The organism is Caulobacter vibrioides OR37, from assembly GCF_000372645.1.
In the GTDB taxonomy this organism is placed as follows: domain Bacteria; phylum Pseudomonadota; class Alphaproteobacteria; order Caulobacterales; family Caulobacteraceae; genus Caulobacter; species Caulobacter vibrioides_E.
Genome location: NZ_APMP01000009.1, coordinates 1 through 18057 on the forward strand (window position 1 = coordinate 1; position 18057 = coordinate 18057).

Here is an 18057-nt window from a genome sequence, read left to right on the forward strand (position 1 = left end):
ACGAGTAGACTGGAGGCTCTAAATCAAATACTTAGAGCGTGACTCACGCCGAAACCGGTTCCCACTGTCGGCGTCACGCTCTAGGCAAACCGCAAATTCCGGGCGGACAACCTGATCCGCTCGCGCGACCATCGCCGCATGAGTCGTCCCGCCCGCCTCGTCCTCGACCGCGCGCCCTCGCCGATCGGCGAACTGCTGATCGTCACCGACGAGACGGGCGCGTTGCGGGCGCTGGATTTCGATGACCACGCGCATCGCCTTGATCGCCTGCTGAAGATCCACTACGGCCGGCTGCGTCCTGAGCCGGGCGCGGCGCCCATCGCGATCCGCGAGGCCCTGTCGGCCTATTTCGGCGGCGCGTTCGCGGCGCTGAACACCCTTCCCTGGGCGACCAACGGCACGGCCTTCCAGCAAGCGGTGTGGACGGCGCTGACCCAGATCCCCTCGGGCCAGACGATCACCTATTCGGAACTCGCCCGCCGCGTCGGCCGCCCGGCCGCCGTCCGCGCCGCCGGCCACGCCAATGGCGCCAATCCGCTCGGCATCGTCGTCCCCTGCCATCGGGTGATCGGCCTGAACGGCGCGCTGACCGGCTATGGCGGCGGAATTGAGCGCAAGCGCTGGCTGCTCGCCCACGAGGGGGCGCTTTAAACGAGGTTCATCCCGCGCACGATGATCCGGCCGACCTGGAACGACGGCAGGGTCAGGGTCAGACCGATCAGGGCGTTGAAGACGATCGAGCCCAGATTGAACCGCGCCTCCGCGCCGTCCAGGGCCAGGGAGGCGGCCCGGCCCGCCGCCGCGCCCAGCCAGGCGATGGCCAGCACCAGGGCCATGGCCGCGCCGATCCGGGGCTGATAGCCGAGATAGAGCGCCGTCACCCCGTGGCTGGCGATCAGCACGCCGCCCAGGGCGCGCCCCTCGGCGAACAGCGGCGGCTTGGGCGTGTCCTCGTCGGCCAGTCCCGCCAGCTCCAGCATGATCTGCGGCCGCGCCAGGATCATCCCGCCCAGGGTTCCGCCAATGACGCAGGCCAGGACCGCCAGGAACAGCGACAGGACATAGTTCGACATGCCTAGGGGGCTCCCCTTCACTCCGTCGCGCGGCAGACGGCCTCGACGTTGAAACCGTCCGGATCCAGAACGAACGCGCCGTAATAGTCCTTATCGTAATGCGGGCGAAGTCCTGGCGGACCATTGTCTTTTCCGCCGGCTTTCAGCGCCGCCGCGTGGAAGGCGTCGACCTGGGCGCGGGTTTCCGCCGCGAAGGCGACGTGCAGCTTGCCGCGTGTCGGATCCGCGCCCGAAATCCAGAACATCGGCCGCTGGACGCCGTAGCCGACCACGTCCACGCCGCCGGTGAATTCCCTGGGCACGACATAGAGCTGGCGAATGCCCAGCGGCGCCAGGGCGGCGTCATAAAAGGCCGTGGATCGCTGGTAATCCGCCACGCCCAGACCCATGTGGTCGTACATCGAAGCCCTCCCGCGTTAACCGCGCCAAAAAAAGTTCGCGGGCGCCGTCCTTGACTCCCGTCGAGGCCCTACTTAACTCACGCCCGACGTTGGCACTCGATGGGAGCGACTGCTAACAGCCCGCTCCCCGGTCCAGCGCAGCCTTTACAGAAACCGTTCCGACGGAGAACCACAATGAAGTTTCGTCCCCTGGGCGACCGCGTCCTCGTGAAGCGCGTCGAAGAAGAAACCAAGACCAAGGGCGGGATCATCATCCCCGACACCGCCAAGGAAAAGCCGCAAGAAGGCGAAGTCGTCGCCGTCGGCCCCGGCGCGCGCAACGACAAGGGCGATATCGTCGCCCTGGACGTCAAGGCTGGCGACCGCATCCTGTTCGGCAAGTGGTCGGGCACCGAAGTGAAGGTCGACGGTCAGGACCTGCTGATCATGAAGGAAAGCGACGTCCTGGGCGTGGTCGAGGCCTAAGCCTCCCGCTCCCGAGCGCTTTCTTCCCCTAACCTCTTTTCAGAAAGGCACCTAAAATGGCCGCCAAAGACGTCTATTTCTCCTCCGACGCGCGCGACAAGATGCTGCGCGGCGTCAACGTCCTCGCCAACGCGGTGAAGGTCACCCTGGGTCCGAAGGGCCGCAACGTCGTCATCGAAAAGTCGTTCGGCGCTCCGCGCACGACCAAGGACGGCGTCTCGGTCGCCAAGGAAATCGAACTGGCCGACAAGTTCGAGAACCTCGGCGCTCAGATGATCCGTGAAGTCGCCAGCAAGACCAACGACAAGGCCGGCGACGGCACCACCACCGCCACCGTGCTCGCTCAAGCCATCGTGCAAGAAGGCCTGAAGTCGGTCGCCGCCGGCATGAACCCGATGGACCTGAAGCGCGGCATCGACAAGGCCGTCGCCATCGCCGTCGAGGACATCAAGGCCTCGTCGAAGAAGGTCACGACCAACGCTGAAATCGCTCAGGTCGGCACCATCTCGGCCAACGGCGACAAGGAAGTCGGCGAGATGATCGCCAAGGCGATGGACAAGGTCGGCAACGAAGGCGTCATCACCGTCGAGGAAGCCAAGACCGCCGAGACCGAACTCGACGTCGTCGAAGGCATGCAGTTCGACCGCGGCTACCTGTCGCCGTACTTCATCACCAACGCCGACAAGATGGAAGTTCAGCTGGAAGAGCCGCTGATCCTCCTGTTCGAAAAGAAGCTGTCGTCGCTGCAGCCGCTGCTGCCGGTGCTGGAAGCCGTCGTCCAGTCGGGCCGTCCGCTGGTGATCATCGCCGAGGACGTCGAAGGCGAGGCCCTGGCCACGCTGGTCGTCAACAAGCTGCGTGGCGGCCTGCGCGTCGCCGCCGTCAAGGCTCCGGGCTTCGGCGACCGCCGCAAGGCCATGCTGGAAGACATCGCCATCCTGACCGGCGCTCAAGTCGTCAGCGAAGACCTGGGCATCAAGCTTGAGAACGTCTCGCTCGACATGCTGGGCCGCGCCAAGAAGGTCTCGATCACCAAGGACGACACCACGATCGTGGACGGCGTCGGTGAGAAGGAAGCCATCGAAGCCCGCATCTCGCAGATCAAGAAGCAGATCGAGGACACCACCTCGGACTACGACAAGGAAAAGCTGCAAGAGCGTCTGGCCAAGCTGGCCGGCGGCGTCGCGGTCATCCGCGTAGGCGGCTCGACCGAAGTCGAGGTGAAGGAAAAGAAGGACCGCGTCGACGACGCCCTGAACGCGACCCGCGCGGCCGCCGATGAAGGCATCGTCCCGGGCGGCGGCACGGCCCTGCTGAAGGCCTCCAAGGCCCTGGCCGGCGTCACCGGCGACAACGACGACCAGACCGCTGGCATCGCCATCGTCCGTCGCGCCCTGCAATCGCCGATCCGCCAGATCGCCGAGAACGCCGGCGTCGAAGGCTCGATCGTGGTCGGCAAGATCCTGGAAAACGCCTCGAGCTCGTTCGGCTTCAACGCCCAGACCGAGCAATATGTCGACCTGGTCGCCGACGGCGTCATCGACCCGGCCAAGGTCGTCCGCACGGCTCTGCAGAACGCCGCCTCGGTGGCCGGCCTGCTGATCACCACGGAAGCCGCCATCGTCGAAGCCCCGAAGAAGGCTTCGGCCGGCGCCGCTCCGGGCGGCATGCCCGGCGGCATGGGCGACATGGACTTCTAAGAAGTCCATAAAGTCGCCCATCTCCCAAAGAGATCTGGATCGGCCCAGCCGATCCAGAGCGGCGACATGGACTTCTAAGAAGTCCATAAAGTCGCCCTAGGCGCTGAATGAATGAAGGGCGGGGCCGCGAGGCTCCGCCCTTTTTCTTTGCTCCGAACACGGCGCGTCACGGCGCCCTCAACTTCCCGTGACGGGCGAATGGTCACGCATCCAAAGACCTCCGGCGGCGTTAACCTGCCGCTCAAGGTTCCAGGCATGGAGGCGTGTATGTCGTTCGTGCGTTTCCTTCCCGCCCATCGCAGGCGGCGGATGTCCAAGACGGTGGTGGTCGTGGCCGGGCTGTCGGCCTGGCTGGTTCTGGGTCTGGTCAGCCAGGCGGCGTTCCAGCTGATCGGCTAAGGCCCCTTTCGGCGAAGGCCAGCCGGCGCTACATGCGCCTCATGTTCCGCCAGCGCCCCGACGCCGACATGATCGTTCAAGGCTGGGTCATCGGCGTGATGGTCGAGATCGCGGGCGAGCGGGCGCCTGTCCGCCACTACTTCGCCGTCGGCAAGGCCGATCGCGCCCAGGCCGAATGGACCGCCGTGGATCTGGCGATGAACGCCGGCCCCGTGGCGTCCAGTCCGGTGGCCGGCCAGGAGCCCGTCGAGGCCCTGCGCGAGATCGTCGCCTACCGGATGCGCGAGCTGGGCCTCAAGCCGGGCGAGGCCCGCGCCCTGGGCGACAAGCACCCCCGCCGCTGGTTGAACCTCTAGTACCGGCTGCCCCCGCACCCGCCGCAGCCGCCGCTTTGGCCGCCGCCGACATGGACCGATGACGACGCCGAGACGGACGAGGAGGCCGACGCGCTCGCCGAGGCCGAGCCCGATGCGGAGCCGCCGACATACCCGCCCGCGTAGCCGCCAACATAGCCGCCGCCGCGTCCGCCCGACGGCCGGCCGACATAGCCCATCGGCAGGGGCGGCGGCTCGACGGCGTAACCCCAGCCGCTGGATCCGGCGGCCGTGGGATTCCAGCCGCCCCCGACCCCGTAGCGCGACACGGCGTATCCGCCGCTATAGGACACGCTCTCGTGGCTCTCCTCGTAGGATGAGCGCTCGCGGCTTTCCTCGCGGGTCTCCGGGCCGCAATCGCAGGACCACCGAGGCGGCGGCGGGCGATCCACATAGACGGGACGATCGATATAGATCGGCCTCTCGACGATCTTTTCGACCGGAACCCGGACGATCCGCTCGACGGGCTTTTCGATGATCCGATCCACGGGCCGATCGATATAGACCGGCCTCTCGACGATCTTCTCCACCGGAACCTGGACGATGCGTTCGACCGGGACCTCGACGCGCTTTTCAACGATCCGATCGACGGGACGGTCGATATAGACCGGCTTTTCCACGATCCGCTCGACCGGCACGTCCACGCGCTTTTCGACCACGACGGGCCGCTCGACGATCACCGGCTTCTCGACGACCTTCTCGACGGTCACCGGGCGGTCCACATAGACCGTGACCTTCTTTTCCACGACGACCGGGCGGTCGACATAGACGATCCTGACCCGCGGCTTGGGCGCGTGCCGTTTCGGGACAGCCGCGTGACGAACCGGCGCGCCGGGAAAGCCGTCGGCCAAGGCCGGTTGGATCACCGAAACACTCGCCAGCGCCGTCGCGGCGCCGACAAGGAGCAGGGTCTTGAGCGTCATCGACCACTCCGTCGCAAAGCTTCACTGTCCCAGAGCGGAACGATTGGGCGGTGTTTCGCAACCTCCGCGCCAAAGCCCCTTGGCGATCGCGTCTGTTTTGGACATGCTCGCTCGAAACGGGCGTTTGAACGCCAGGGAGGAACCGATGAAGACGACGTGGCTCGCCTGGACCCTGGCGGCGGCCTTGACCGCGGGAAGCGGAGCCCTGGCCCAGACGCCCGCCGCCGCGCCCGCCCCCGCGCCCAACGACTACGGCAAGACCGAGAACTGGCTGTGCTGGCCCGGCCGCCAGGACGCCTGCGCCGTCGACCAGACCACGACCATCGTCCAGGCCGACGGCAAGACGGCGACCGAGACGTTCAAGCCCGCCGCCGCGCCGGCCTATGACTGCTTCTACGTCTATCCGACGGTCTCGGCCCAGCCGACCGGCAACAGCGACATGACCGTCACCGCCTCTGAGCGCATGGTGGTCGAGCAGCAGCTGGCGCGCTTTACCAGCAAGTGTCGGGTCTTCGCGCCGATGTACCGCCAGGTGACCCTGGCGGCCCTGCGCGCGGTGATGATGGGCCAGCCCTCGCCCGGCGACGGCGCCCTGGCCTATGGCGACGTGCGCGACGCCTGGACCTGGTATCTGACCCACGAGAACAAGGGGCCCGATGGTAAGGCAAGGGGCGTGGTCCTGATCGGCCACAGCCAGGGTTCACGGGTGCTGCAGACCCTGCTGAAGCAGGAGATCGACGGCAAGCCGGCCCAGAAGCGGATGATCTCGGCCCTGATCCTGGGCATGACCACGCCGGTCGTCGATGGCCAGTACGGCTCGATCCCCTTGTGCGCCAAGGCCGACCAGGCCGGCTGCATCGTCACCTATGTCTCGTTCCGCGAGACCAGCCCGCCGCCGGCCAACAGCCGGTTTGGCGTGACCGACGCGCAGGGCCATGCGGCCGGCTGCGTGAACCCCGCCGCCCTCTTGGCGGGCAAGGCCTCCACCGAGGAGGTTCCGCTTCGGTCGTATCTGAGCGCCAAGGGCTTCGGCGCGGTCTCGGGCCAGGCGCCCAAGCCGTTCGCCACGGGCGTGACGGTGACGACGCCGTTCGTCGCCCTGCCGGGCCTGCTGTCCGCCCGCTGCGCCAGCGAGCGCGGCTTCACCTATCTGTCGGTCAAGGTGAACGCCGATCCCGCCGACCCGCGCACCGACGAGATCACGGGCGACGTCGTCGTGGGCGGCGCGGTGCTCAAGGACTGGGGCCTGCACCTGATCGACGTGAACCTGGAGATGGGGGATCTGGTGGCGCTCGTCGATCGGCAGGCGGCGGCATACGCGGCGAAGTGAGCGCGCGGGATGCTCCCCCGCGACGCGGGGGAGATGTCGCGAAGCGGCTGAGGAGCTAACTGGACATATGCCGAGCTCGCCCCCTCCGGTCCTCTGGACCACCTCCCCCGCATCGCGGGGGAGGAAGTCGGTCGGACCTATTTCGGCCCGGTCACGGCCTTGAACACCGTGGTTCCCAGCACGAGCATGATCACGAAGCCGATCAGGAACAGGAAGAACAGGATCTTGGCGACGCCGGCGGCCGCGCCCGCGACGCCGGTAAAGCCCAGCGCCCCGGCGATCAGGGCGACGACGGCGAGAATGATGGCCCATTTCAGCATTTGCGTTTCCTCTCGAAGGCGCGTGAGCGGCGCCGGCGGAAAATCCCAAAGGCGGCGCCCTAGCGGCGCCGTCGGAAAATCAACGTTCCTTCCGCGCACGCCGTTCCTTGTTTTCGCCCGCGCGGGCCGCTAACTCGGAAGCCATGGCGTCCAAGCCCGAAAGCCCGACCGAACCCTTCAAGCGCGCGCTGGCGCACGCCGCGCGCTCGCTCGCCGAGACGCCAGACCTGGAGGTCGTGTTTTCGGGGGACGGCCCGCAGCTTCTGGGCAACCGCGCCGTGCTGCCTCACCCGCCGCGCGACCTCAATTCGAAGGAGGCCGCCCGCATCCGGGGTCTGGCCGACCAGATGGCCCTGCGCCTGGCCCACCACGACCCGATGGCCCACGCCCGCGCCCGTCCGGCCTCGCCCGACGGCCAGGCGGCGTTCGAGTCGATCGAGCAGGCCCGGCTGGAGGCCATCGGCGCCAACGCCCTGGGCGGCGTCCGCGCCAACCTGACGGCCGCCCTCGAGGCGCGGCTGGAAAAGCAGGGCCTGACCCGCGCCGTCGCCACCGACCGCCAGTCCGCCCCGATGGCCGAGATCCTGGGCCTGCTGGTCCGCGAGCGCCTGACCGGCGACGCCCCGCCGGACGGCGCCAAGGCGCTGGTCGATATCCTGCGAAGCGACATCGAGGCCCGAGCCGGCAAGGACTTGGACCGCCTGGCCGCCTCGATCGACGATCAGGCCGCCTTCGCCCGCGTGACCCGCGACATCCTGCGCGACCTCGACCTGGGCGAGGAGATGTCGGACGCCACCGAGAGCGCCGACGAGGACGACGGTAACGAGGACGAAAGCCCGACCGAAAACGCCGACGAGGATCAGGGCGAGGGCGAAGGCGAGCAGCCGGAGGGCTCCCAGCCCCAGGAGAGCGAGGCCTCGGACCGCGAGACCGAGGCCGGCGACGAGGAGATGGTCCAATCGGACCAGGACGGCGAGCCCGACGAGTCCGACGAGCAGCCCGAGATGGGCGACGGCGCCAAGCCGGCCCGTCCCGACAGCGGCCAGTCGCAGGGCGGCGAGCCGCAGTACAAGATCTTCACCACGGCCCACGACGAGGTCGTCGACGCCGAGGACCTGTGCGACGCGGAGGAGCTGACGCGGCTGCGGGCCTATCTGGACCAGCAGCTGACCGCCCTCTCCAGCGTCGTCTCGCGGCTGGCCAACAAGCTGCAGCGCCGCCTCCTGGCCCAGCAGAACCGCGCCTGGACCTTCGACCTCGAGGAAGGGATGCTGGACGTCGCCCGCCTGACGCGGGTGATCATCGACCCGACCGCGCCCCTCTCGTTCAAGCAGGAAGAAGACCAGGAATTCCGCGACACGGTCGTGACCCTGCTGATCGACAATTCCGGCTCGATGCGCGGGCGGCCGATCATGGTGGCGGCGATCTGCGCCGACATCCTGGCCCGCACGCTGGAGCGCTGCGGGGTCAAGACCGAGGTCCTGGGCTTCACCACCCGGGCCTGGAAGGGCGGGACCAGCCGCGACGAATGGATCAAGGCCGGCAAGCCGCCCGCCCCGGGCCGGCTGAACGACCTGCGCCACATCATCTACAAGGCCGCCGACGCGCCCTGGCGCCGGGCTCGCAAGAACCTGGGCCTGATGATGCGCGAGGGCCTGCTGAAGGAAAACATCGACGGCGAAGCCCTGATGTGGGCGCACCAGCGGATCATCGCCCGGCCCGAACAGCGCCGCATTCTGATGGTGATCTCGGATGGCGCCCCGGTGGACGACTCCACCCTGAGCGTCAATTCCGGCCACTATCTGGAGCGTCACTTGCGCCAGGTCATCGCTGAAATCGAGGGCAAGAGCCCCGTGGAGCTGATCGCCATCGGCATCGGCCACGACGTCACCCGCTACTACCGCCGCGCCGTCACCATCGTCGACGTCGAGCAGCTGGGCGGGGTGCTGGTCGAGCAGCTGGCGGCCCTGTTCGAGGAAGAGCCGCGCCAGATCGCCCGCACGCGCGGCCTGCTGGCCCCGCCACCGGTCGTGACGCCCCAGACCTCTCAGGTCGGCAAGTCCGCCAAGTCCGGCAAGGTTCCGGCGTGATCGGACCGCGCTCGGCGCTGGTCTTCGCGCTGATCGGCGGCCTGTCCGGCTTCGCGACCCAGTGCACGCCCAAGCGCCCGCCGCCGGTGGTCCAGACGCCGCCCGCGCCAGTCAAGGCCGGGCCGGAGATCAGCGTCACCGCCACGCCCGCGCCGCTGGACGCCTCCAACCCCGCCCGCGTCACCGTCGACGGCGGCTTCACCTACGCCGGCGGCCTGGTGCTGACCAGCACGAGCACAAGCCGGCTGCACGGCCTGTCGGACCTGGCCATCGGCGGCGACGGCCAGCTGACGGCGATCACCGACGAGGGCGATGTCTTCGAGGCCAAGCTTCAGCTGGACGCCAATGGCCGCCTGACCGGCCTGACCGACGGCAAGCTGTGGCCGCTGAAAGGCCTGGACGGCCAGCCGATCCAGGGCGGCAAGACGCAGACCGACGCCGAAGGCTTGGCCATACTGCCCAATGGCGATCGCCTGGTCAGCTTCGAGCGCAACCACCGCATCTGGCTCTATCCGACCCAGGCCGACGGAAGCTGGGGGACGCCGCGCCCGGTTCCCAAACCCGCCACCGTCTTTCCCGACAACGAGGGCATGGAGGCCCTGACGGCCTACCCGGCCGCCGGTCCGGACGCCTATCTGGTGGGCGGCGAGGAGGGCGAGGTCTGGCTGTGCCGCCTGGCCGGCGCCTGCCAGTCCGCGCCGCCGCAGTCGGGCCCGGACTTCACCTGGGGCCTGACGGGCTTCGCCGCCTTCGGAGGCGGCGCGGTCGCCACCCTGCATCGCGGCTATGACCCGATCCGGGGCTGGCGCGCGATCGTCCGCTTCATCTCCGACCCCACCAAGCCGGCCGCCCAGCAGCGCATCACCGCCGCCCTGCATCTGGAAGGGTCGCTGATCCGCGACAATTTCGAGGGCTTGGCCCTGACCCGCTCCCCGTCGGGCGGGACGCGGCTCTATCTGGTTTCGGACGATCAGGCGGTGGGGAACAACCAGCGCACCCTGCTGCTGGCCTTCGACTGGGTCGCCCCGCCAAGCCCGCCGCCGCTTCCGCCCAAGCCGGCCAAGAAGAAGCGCGGACATCGCTAGGGGCGTCGACCCCGCCGCGAGGGGACGAGGATAAGCCGACTAGATCAGGGACTTCAGCCGGTCGATCCCCGTCGCCTCCCGAACGATCCGGGCCGCGAGCGCATTGCCGTTCGCGGCGTTGGTGAAGACGACGATCGCGCGTCCGCGGCGGGCGTCGCCGACGCCCAGCGTCTTGAAGATCCCGTAATTGCTGCCGCTGTGCTGGAACAGCGGGCCCGCCGAGGATTGTTCGAGTTCCCAACCCAGTCCGCGCGAAATGTCGCGCCCGCGGATGTCGAGCAGAGGGGTGAGCATCGCTCGCCGCGAAGCATCGCTGATCTCCCAGTCCGCCCGTGTCGGCCGGTCGATCATCAGCCGCATGAACTTCGCGTAGTCGGACGCCGTCGTCAGGAGCCCGCCGGCCGAATTGACCAGCAGATCGTGCGTCGACGGCGCCGTCTTTGGGTCGATCTCGCGCATCGCCGCGATCGACTCTTCGTAGGTCCATGACGCGATCGGCTTGCGCCACCGCGAAGCGACCCCAAGCAGCCGGTCGCCCAGCTCGCGCGTGGGCTGGGGCGGAAGCGTCTCCTCGCCCTCCGGAGGCTCGGAATGGCCAAAGACCGCCGACCTGGCGATCCGTTCGTCCCAGCCGAAGCCGCTGTGAGACATGCCGGCCGGCTCGAACAGCTTGGCCCGCATCACGTCGCCAAGGCCCATGCCCATGATCGACTCGACGACCAACTGGAGCCAGACGAAGGCTTCGCCCGAATAGGTGTAGCTTGTTCCCGGCGCCTTGCTCGTCACGAGCGGTCCGGTGGCCCAGTTGGGCAAGCCGGTCGAATGCGCCAGCACGTGCCGGACCGTGATCCGTTCCAGATTCGGATCATCACCCAGATACCCGGGCCGGCGATACGCGACGAGCGGCGTGTCGAGGTCCAGGCGCTTCTCATCGACCAGCCGCATCACGACATAGGCGAAGACCGGCTTGGTCATGGACGCGGCTTCAAACAACGTGTCCTCCCGCACCGGGTCGCGGGTGAGAACGTTTTTCACGCCAAAGCCGCGGCTCCAGGCGAGCTTTCCGCTATCGATGACCGCGATGGCGACGCCGGGGACCCCGGCGATGCGCATGAAGCGCGGAAGCTCCTGAACCAAGTCGTCCGACGGGATCCAGGCGGCATCCTCGTCCAAGCACCGGGCTGGCGGACGGGCGCGGGCCGATGTCGCCCCGCCGCCGACGGTCAGCGCCGCGGATCCGGCCAGCAAGGCGCGCCGCGCGAACGTCGGTCCAGAAGAGCTCATCTCGGTTTCCAATAAGGCCGTCGGGAAAGTCTCGCGTGCTGGCGACCCTATTTCAAGGGCCGAGCGCGCGGGGGCCGGCGGGGTGCGAGGCCGCCCCGAATTGGTTTCGTTGGCAACGATATGTTACCGCTAACATTTTTTCGTCGAAGTGGCGCTTTCGCACTTGCAGCAGACAACGTTGTCATGCATCTCTGACAGCGACGGACGACGAGGCGAGACCCGGGGGCCGTCAGAGGAACGCGCCGGGAGGCGGTTGAACCCAACCTCCTTTCCGGGACTACCCACATGATCCGTCTGCTCGTTATCGCCATCTCGGCCCTGATGGCCACGACCGCCGCCACCTCGGCCAGCGCCGCCGAGATCGCCGTCAAGGTCGCCGGTCGCTCGACCCCGGCCGTCCACGCCGACATCGTCCAAGCCGCCAAGCAGCTGTGCCAGCAGGATCTGGCCGACGGCCCCGCCGTTCCGACCGATTTCGCCGCCTACTGCGTGCGCGAAGTCACCCGCGACGCCGTCCGCCGCGCCCACAGCCGCGATCTGGTCGCCTATGACAAGGCCCAGGGCCGCGCCACCTATCTCATGCGCGTCTCGTCGCGCTAAGGTCGCTCAAAACCGCGACGGCCATAGCCCTCGGGACTCGCGACCCGAGGGCTTTTTGCCGCCGGTTTGATCGGCCTGGCGCCGCCGATGACGGCTTTTCGCGCGCGCTTGGCGCGACCGTCCCCATTTAGGGTGCAGCGCAACATAATCGTTGATCAGTCACACAAACGTCGCTATAGCCGATGACGACGACGCAGGCGGGCGTTCAGACCTTGGCCGGATCGTCAGAGGAACGCGTCTGGAGGTGGTTGCTCACAACCCCCTTTCGGAGCATCGAAATGATCCGCACCATCGCCATGGCCGCCTCGGCCCTCGCCCTGACCGTCGCCGCCCCGGCTTCGGCCGCTGAAATGCGCGTCAAGGTCGCCGGCAAGTCGGCCGCCGAAGTCCACGCCGAAATCGTCAAGGCCGCCTCGTCGGTCTGCTGGCACGACGTTCGTGGCGAAGCCCTGGCCGGCTACCTGTACCCGGCCTGCATCCGCGCCTCGGTCAACGACGCGGTCGCCAAGATCAACAACCCGGCCCTGACCGCCTACAACACGGCCAATTCGGGCGCCATCTCGGCCCGCTAAGCCGCGATCCAAAGTACCAAGCGTTCAAAACCCGCCGCGGCAGAGGTCGCGGCGGGTTTTGCTTTTTGCGGTGAGGGGGACTTTGGGGGAGATCTTTGATCTCGGCGGCGACATTCACAACGACCGGTTTACCGCCGGCCATTCGAAGCCGTCGTCGCTCCCATCCGCCCCGCTTGGGCGCCTAACGCCTCTTTTGCCGAAACTTGACCCAGCCGGGCCGGGCCGAATTCCGCTTCGGCATGCGCAGGCCGTAAATTGTGACGGGAACCCGCCGGTGGCCAACGAGCACACCGTTTCGACGCACCGCGACGTCCATGAAATGTCTTCCCGTGTAGGCCGCGTTCTCTTCAGCCCGAAGGCCGACGCCCACTGGGTGCCCAAGGTCGTTCTCCTCCTCTGCCTCCTTGCCCTCATTGCGGACAGTCCAGGTGACGATGGAGCCGGCGGGCAGCTCGTGGGCGTTGGCGAGAGTGAACTCGATAGAGGAGTTCTTCGGCAGCGGGCCGATGCTGTTGAGCCCCCGGATGGTTCTCACTGGACCGCTCGGAGCCGTCGCCTCGACGTGTACTTCGGGGACGAAGAGCACCGGCGTTAGCGCCCTGGCCATTTCCGTGAGCATCTCTTCTTCTGGCGGGACAGGGAAGAAATGATGGAATGCTTCCGCCCAGATGTCGGCGGCCTGCGATTTTGTGGGGGCCGCCAGCGCGCGATCCGCCGTCGACAGCAGTCCGTCGAGCCCTGCAACGAACGCGTCTGAACGCTCTTTCGAAAGGCGGTTGAGGTTCTCTGTCGTGTCGACGGGATTGGCTACGGCCGGGTTTCGGCGAAGTCGCGACAGGGCGGCGTTCACCACCGCGCGAAGATACTCATCGTCGCCGCTGAAGCCTTCCACGTCGAGGGTAACGTACCCTTGCGCCGCGAGAACGGTAAGCATGATGGAAGAGGGTCGGTGTTCCGCCTCGAAGGCTAGTGCGGCCCACATCTTGAGGTATCGCACCAAGCGGCGGACCCGAGGGCGGTCACTGTCGCTGATCGTGTCTTTCCACCATCCGTAGAAGGCCTTCGGATCGCTCGGTTCCCAGGCATCTTCCTGAGTTGCCAGAGCGCGCGCATCGCGGTCCCGGTCTAGGTGGTACGACGGAACGTCAATATGGAAGTTGTCCGCAAAGTGGATACGATTGCAACGCGGCTTCGGAGCCGAAACGCCTTCCGCGTCGTTCTCACTATCCTCCACGTAGGCCTCCAAGCTAGCCTGGACAAAGTCCTTGAGCTCGGAGGGCTTGTGACCCCCGTCGAAGGGCGTGCCCAACCAGTTGAAGTACACGCCGAGGTCGATGTCGAACTCTTCGAATTTGCTAGGCGGCCGCACCTGGGTGCCGAACTTGTATGACCCCTGAAGCCAGGACGAGAGGGTGTACCCTGATCGTTCCTTTAGGTCCGCAAGCAGGTAGCTCGCAAGGTCGTTCCAGCGCTCCTTCTGAGCGTCGTACTGCTCGTCGGAAGGCCGGATGCGCCAGTCCAGGCATTCGGTCGGCGTGGTGGTGCTGAAAAACAAGCTGGCGGCGTTGCCCATGGTGGAACTCAGTTGTTGAAGAAGGCGGGCACCGGCGCTTCACGGCCGAGCATGGCCTGCAGCCGTGGCTTCGCGAGATGCTCGCGGGCAGACGCTTCAGCCAGTCCGCGAAGATCCAAGATTGATCCTGGGCTTGCTACGTCTAGGCCGAGGAAGCGCTCCTGCTGCGGCGACTGCCTTTGATCGATGCGCAGGTAGCGTTCCCCCAGACGATGCCGGAGCATTTCCTGAACGATCATCTGCTGAGACGAGATCATCACACTGGGCAACCGCTGCCCCTCCATCCAGGCCATCCATCCCATGTCGACTGATACCGTGTTGGAGAATGAAAACTGCGCGGTCGTCGTGCCGATGCTGAGCATGGAGACGTCCGCTGCGTCCCAGCCGAGGAAGTGTTCGGCCTCGTGCAAGGCCACTTGATCGGGCGCGTTGGCGTAGAGGCCACCGTCGGCAAATAACTCGCCGCCAATTCGATGCAACGGAAAGAAGGTGGGTGCAGCCGATGTCGCCAGCGCCACGTCGGCCACGTCGAGCCGCCAATCGCGCACGAAGGTCTCGTGGTGGCTGGTCTTGAAAACCTGCGGCGCGCCCTTGGTAAGATTGACGGCCGGAACGACCACCCGTTGGCGGAGGTCACCGATCTTTCGTCCATTGCCCACAATCGTCTCGATCACTTCTCGGAGCGGTTCAGGGCGATAGCCGGCGCGAAAGGCATTTGTTCGCAGGGCGAGGGCGCGCCCCGCCCCGGTCTGAGGCGGAGGTTTGTCACCGAAGATTTCCGGCCCCTTCTTGACCATGGCGTCACGGATGGTTGCGGCCGGTGTGCCAGCCGCCAATCCGAGCGCGATGATCCCGCCAATGGACGTGCCGGCGATCAGGTCGAACTGGGAATGGATCGGCCGGCCGCTGTGCTGCTCAATTTCTGCGAGGACGCACGCGGTGTAGAGGCCAAGGAACCCCCCGCCGGACAGCGCCAAAATCTGGTAAGTCATTTCCCCCACGACACCCCTTGCGAACAACGCGCACGAGTAGCGAAGCTAGTTCGCTATCGAGGCGCTAGTCTAGACACCGGGGTGACGATTGGGGCGGCATGTCTGAATGCGGCGCCGCCCCGCCGTCGCGAAGCGCGGTCGCGTCGCGGTGGGTGGCGGGCTGAACGTGCGTTGGCGGGATGGCGACGTCGGCCCCAACGCGAAAAGCCCGCCGGGAGCGCTCCCGGCGGGCTTTCGAAATTCTCGGCCTTGGAAGCCGGTAAGCCTTAGGCGGCTTGGGCGGCGGCCTTCACCTTGGCCTTCACCTGGGCCTTGATCTTCAGGGCGCGCGGCGACAGTTGCTCGTCCTTGGCGCCCAGCAGGAAGGTGTCCAGGCCGCCCTTGAAGTCGAGCGTGCGCAGCGCCGCGTTGCTGATGCGCAGCTTGAAGGTCTGGCCCAGCGCTTCCGACTGGAGCGTGGCGGGCGACAGAGCCGGCAGGAAGCGGCGCTTGGTCTTGATGTTCGAGTGGCTCACATTGTGGCCGACCATCGGACCGATACCGGTAAGTTCGCAACGGCGCGACATGGTGGTTACCCTGGGCTTGGGCGAAGCCCCGCTCCGTTTAAGGAGCCTGGCCCGCTACATATGAATTCGGACACGCGGTCCGGACGAGGTCCGCCGCGCGAGAGCGGGCGATATAGGCGAAGGCTCGCCGTCGAGTCAAGGCTGGAGTCCGACGCGGCGAAGGAACCATCGCCCCAACCTCGCCTTCAAGCACGGTTCATGTGCCGCTCTATATATAGGGCCGCAGAAGGAGACCTTTCGTATGCGTTCCACCGCCCTCGCCGCCTCCGCCCTGGCGCTCGCCGCCGGCGTCGCCCTCGCCGGCTTCAGCCTGGCCCAGACCCCCGCGCGCGCCCCCGCGAAGGCGACGATTCTGCCCGGCTACTGGGAGTACGACTACAAGGTCGGCATCATTCCGGTCAGCAGCGAGACCAAGTGCCTGAAGCCCGCCGACGCCGAGCAATTCTCGCGCGGGATCTGCACCCGCAAATATCGCTGCGACTACACCACCAATGTCGTCTCGAACGGCAAGATCCAGCTGCAGGGCTCGTGGACCGACAAGAAGGACCGCGTCTCTCCGGTCACCGCCGAGGGCTCCTACACGCCCGAGAGCTTCAAGATGGATATCCACATCAAGACGATCAGCGGGATGCCGGTGGCCGGGACCATGACCGCCAAGCGCCTGTCGGCCGACTGCCCCGCCCCGGACCCCGCCAGCGGCAAGTGACGCCGCGACGCTTGGCCGCGTGAAACCGATTTGTGGTTAATCCGCTTTAAGCTACAATAGCTGGTAGGGAACAAACGCTGAATCGGAGAACGTCGCCGATTCGGTCATGATTCGTTTCGCCCCTGTTCGAGGAAGCGTTAGCGCGCGTTAAGAGGCGTGGCCGGACGGTTTCCCAGGCCCCTACCACATCACGTCCGGTTCTTGCCCCGCCAGCGCCTCGGCGATCCGCCGGCGGGTGGCGGGGGTGGTCGACTCGGGCAGGGCGTCGGGCGCGAACCACCCCACCGCCAGGATCTCGCCCGCCGCGTCGGAGGCGCAGGGCTCCCAGGCGTCGACGCGGTAGAGCAGCACGTGGTCGCCCGGATGCAGCGCCTCGTTGCTATGGGCCGACACCAGGCGCGGCCGCGAAAGCGCCCGGACCCCGGCCTCCTCCCGCAGCTCGCGAACGACGGCGGTCTCGGCCGTCTCGCCGCGCTCGACCCCGCCGCCGGGCAGGTACCAGCCCTTCAGATAGGTGTGCTCGACCAGCAGGACCTTGCCGGCCTCGTCCGTGACCACCGCCCGCACGCCCAGGGTCAGCCCCCGCCTCATCCGAAAGACGGCGTAGATCAGCGGGCGGGCAAAGGGTTCGATGCGGCGACGCCAGGTCATGGCCCAGCTCTGTACAGCTTACCGGCCTTGCGGTCAGCGGTCTCGACCTTTAAAGCCGGCTTGACCGCTGTTTTCTTTCATCCGGAGCCGCGCCATGCTCGCGATCGGTGTCATCGCCATTTTCCTGCTCATCATCATGGGCCTGAACGCCGTCGAGTTCGGCCGCATCGACTAATGAGCGCCCCGCGGGGTCCGGCGGGACGCGGCGCGGCCCTGGTCACCGGCGCGGGTCGCCGGATCGGCCAGGCCCTGGCGCTGGAAGCCGCCCGCGCCGGCTACGACGTCGCCGTCCATCATCGCGGCCCGGCCGAGGAGGCCGAGGAAACCATCGCGGCCGTTCGCGCCCTGGGCCGCCGCGCGGCGGCCGCGCGCGCCGATCTGTCGGTCGAGGCCGAGGTCCGGCGCCTGATCGACCAGGCCGGCCAGGCGCTCGGCCCCGTCACCCTGCTGGTCAACAGCGCCTCGGCCTTCCAGGACGACCGCGTCGGAAGCCTGTCGCGCCAGACCTGGGACCTGCATTTCGAGACCAATCTGCGCGCGCCGATCGTGCTGGCGGAAGCCTTCGCCGCCGCCCTGCCGGACGACCGGGAAGGCCTGGTCGTCAATATCATCGACCAGCGCGTCTGGCGGCCCAATCCGCAGTTCTTCAGCTACACGCTCAGCAAGGCGGGCCTGTGGTGGGCCACCCAAACCCTGGCCCAGGCGCTGGCGCCGCGCGCGCGGGTCAACGCCATCGGACCGGGACCGACCCTGCCGTCGGTGCATCAGGCCCCCGGCGAGTTCGAGGCCGAGGCGGCCGGCACCCTGTTGCAACGCCGCGCCACGCCCGACGAGGTCGCGGCCGCCCTGCGCTATCTGATTGACGCGACGTCGGTCACGGGCCAGATGATCGCCGTGGACGGCGGCCAGCATCTGGGCTGGCGCACGCCTGACATCGTTGCTCCGTAGGAGGC

The 18057-nt window shown here is 67.4% G+C and carries 21 protein-coding genes; 12 read left to right on the forward strand and 9 right to left on the reverse strand.

The window, feature by feature from the left end:
* Nucleotides 1–138 precede the first annotated feature (138 nt).
* Complete coding sequence (locus OR37_RS09290) at nt 139–651, forward strand: methylated-DNA--[protein]-cysteine S-methyltransferase (protein WP_004618610.1); 513 nt, start codon at nt 139–141, stop codon at nt 649–651.
* Here the strand turns inward: OR37_RS09290 and OR37_RS09295 are convergent.
* Both OR37_RS09295 and OR37_RS09300 read right to left on the reverse strand, forming a co-directional pair.
* The gene (locus tag OR37_RS09295; RefSeq protein ID WP_004618613.1) at nt 648–1073 is read right to left on the reverse strand and encodes a DUF4345 family protein; all 426 of its coding nucleotides are present in this window, start codon (nt 1071–1073) and stop codon (nt 648–650) included. The genes OR37_RS09290 and OR37_RS09295 overlap by 4 nt on opposite strands.
* 17 nt (nt 1074–1090) lie before the next feature.
* Nucleotides 1091–1474 (reverse strand): VOC family protein, encoded by a 384-nt coding sequence (locus OR37_RS09300; protein ID WP_004618614.1) that lies wholly within the window; start codon nt 1472–1474, stop codon nt 1091–1093.
* A 174-nt stretch (nt 1475–1648) separates the two neighbouring features.
* Between OR37_RS09300 and groES the strand changes: the two genes are divergently transcribed.
* From groES to OR37_RS09315, 4 genes are all read left to right on the forward strand, one after another.
* The gene (groES, locus tag OR37_RS09305) at nt 1649–1939 is read left to right on the forward strand and encodes a co-chaperone GroES (RefSeq protein WP_004618615.1); all 291 of its coding nucleotides are present in this window, start codon (nt 1649–1651) and stop codon (nt 1937–1939) included.
* 56 nt (nt 1940–1995) lie between these two features.
* A complete protein-coding gene (gene groL, locus OR37_RS09310) occupies nt 1996–3639 on the forward strand; it encodes a chaperonin GroEL (protein WP_004618616.1) in 1644 nt (547 codons plus the stop codon).
* Nucleotides 3640–3906: 267 nt separating this feature from the next.
* Nucleotides 3907–4038: a hypothetical protein gene (locus tag OR37_RS22080; protein ID WP_004618617.1), complete on the forward strand. Its 132-nt coding sequence runs from the start codon at nt 3907–3909 to the stop codon at nt 4036–4038.
* 41 nt (nt 4039–4079) lie between these two features.
* Nucleotides 4080–4394: a hypothetical protein gene (locus OR37_RS09315; protein WP_035017161.1), complete on the forward strand. Its 315-nt coding sequence runs from the start codon at nt 4080–4082 to the stop codon at nt 4392–4394.
* Here OR37_RS09315 and OR37_RS09320 read toward each other — a convergent pair.
* Nucleotides 4391–5335, reverse strand: coding sequence for a hypothetical protein (locus tag OR37_RS09320; protein ID WP_004618619.1), 945 nt, complete (start codon nt 5333–5335; stop codon nt 4391–4393). The genes OR37_RS09315 and OR37_RS09320 overlap by 4 nt on opposite strands.
* Before the next feature lie 145 nt (nt 5336–5480).
* Between OR37_RS09320 and OR37_RS09325 the strand changes: the two genes are divergently transcribed.
* Nucleotides 5481–6665, forward strand: a complete 1185-nt coding sequence (locus tag OR37_RS09325; protein ID WP_004618620.1) for a DUF3089 domain-containing protein — start codon at nt 5481–5483, stop codon at nt 6663–6665.
* A gap of 137 nt (nt 6666–6802) precedes the next feature.
* Here the strand turns inward: OR37_RS09325 and OR37_RS09330 are convergent, their stop codons facing one another.
* On the reverse strand, nt 6803–6985 hold the full coding sequence (locus tag OR37_RS09330; protein ID WP_004618621.1) for a DUF1328 domain-containing protein: 183 nt from the start codon (nt 6983–6985) through the stop codon (nt 6803–6805).
* A gap of 143 nt (nt 6986–7128) precedes the next feature.
* On the opposite strand from OR37_RS09330, the gene cobT reads away from it, so the two are divergent.
* Together cobT and OR37_RS09340 are read left to right on the forward strand one after the other, a co-directional pair.
* Complete coding sequence (gene cobT / locus OR37_RS09335; RefSeq protein ID WP_004618622.1) at nt 7129–9075, forward strand: cobaltochelatase subunit CobT; 1947 nt, start codon at nt 7129–7131, stop codon at nt 9073–9075.
* Complete coding sequence (locus OR37_RS09340; RefSeq protein ID WP_004618623.1) at nt 9072–10160, forward strand: esterase-like activity of phytase family protein; 1089 nt, start codon at nt 9072–9074, stop codon at nt 10158–10160. The genes cobT and OR37_RS09340 overlap by 4 nt, the downstream gene beginning before the upstream one ends.
* Nucleotides 10161–10199: 39 nt before the next feature.
* Here OR37_RS09340 and OR37_RS09345 read toward each other — a convergent pair whose 3' ends face one another.
* The gene (locus OR37_RS09345; RefSeq protein ID WP_235046562.1) at nt 10200–11456 is read right to left on the reverse strand and encodes a serine hydrolase domain-containing protein; all 1257 of its coding nucleotides are present in this window, start codon (nt 11454–11456) and stop codon (nt 10200–10202) included.
* A 273-nt stretch (nt 11457–11729) separates the two neighbouring features.
* On the opposite strand from OR37_RS09345, the gene OR37_RS09350 reads away from it, so the two are divergent.
* Nucleotides 11730–12044, forward strand: a complete 315-nt coding sequence (locus OR37_RS09350) for a hypothetical protein (RefSeq protein WP_004618625.1) — start codon at nt 11730–11732, stop codon at nt 12042–12044.
* Between the two features lie 278 nt (nt 12045–12322).
* Nucleotides 12323–12616 (forward strand): hypothetical protein, encoded by a 294-nt coding sequence (locus OR37_RS09355; protein ID WP_004618626.1) that lies wholly within the window; start codon nt 12323–12325, stop codon nt 12614–12616.
* 181 nt (nt 12617–12797) lie between these two features.
* Here the strand turns inward: OR37_RS09355 and OR37_RS09360 are convergent, their stop codons facing one another.
* The 3 genes from OR37_RS09360 to rpmB form a co-directional block, all read right to left on the reverse strand.
* A complete protein-coding gene (locus OR37_RS09360) occupies nt 12798–14189 on the reverse strand; it encodes a CBASS cGAMP synthase (RefSeq protein ID WP_004618627.1) in 1392 nt (463 codons plus the stop codon).
* 8 nt (nt 14190–14197) lie between these two features.
* Entirely contained in the window at nt 14198–15181 is a 984-nt protein-coding gene (locus tag OR37_RS09365; RefSeq protein WP_004618629.1) for a CBASS cGAMP-activated phospholipase, read from the reverse strand.
* 266 nt (nt 15182–15447) lie between these two features.
* Complete coding sequence (gene rpmB, locus OR37_RS09370; RefSeq protein ID WP_004618631.1) at nt 15448–15747, reverse strand: 50S ribosomal protein L28; 300 nt, start codon at nt 15745–15747, stop codon at nt 15448–15450.
* Nucleotides 15748–15988: 241 nt separating this feature from the next.
* Between rpmB and OR37_RS09375 the strand changes: the two genes are divergently transcribed.
* Nucleotides 15989–16453, forward strand: coding sequence for a DUF3617 domain-containing protein (locus OR37_RS09375; RefSeq protein ID WP_004618632.1), 465 nt, complete (start codon nt 15989–15991; stop codon nt 16451–16453).
* Between the two features lie 180 nt (nt 16454–16633).
* Here the strand turns inward: OR37_RS09375 and OR37_RS09380 are convergent, their stop codons facing one another.
* Nucleotides 16634–17104 carry an NUDIX domain-containing protein gene (locus OR37_RS09380; RefSeq protein WP_004618634.1) on the reverse strand — a complete coding sequence of 157 codons (471 nt, stop codon included), beginning with the start codon at nt 17102–17104 and terminating at the stop codon, nt 16634–16636.
* A 174-nt stretch (nt 17105–17278) separates the two neighbouring features.
* Here OR37_RS09380 and OR37_RS09385 point away from each other — a divergent pair, with 174 nt between their 5' ends.
* Nucleotides 17279–18052, forward strand: coding sequence for an SDR family oxidoreductase (locus OR37_RS09385; RefSeq protein ID WP_004618636.1), 774 nt, complete (start codon nt 17279–17281; stop codon nt 18050–18052).
* Nucleotides 18053–18057: the final 5 nt, after the last annotated feature.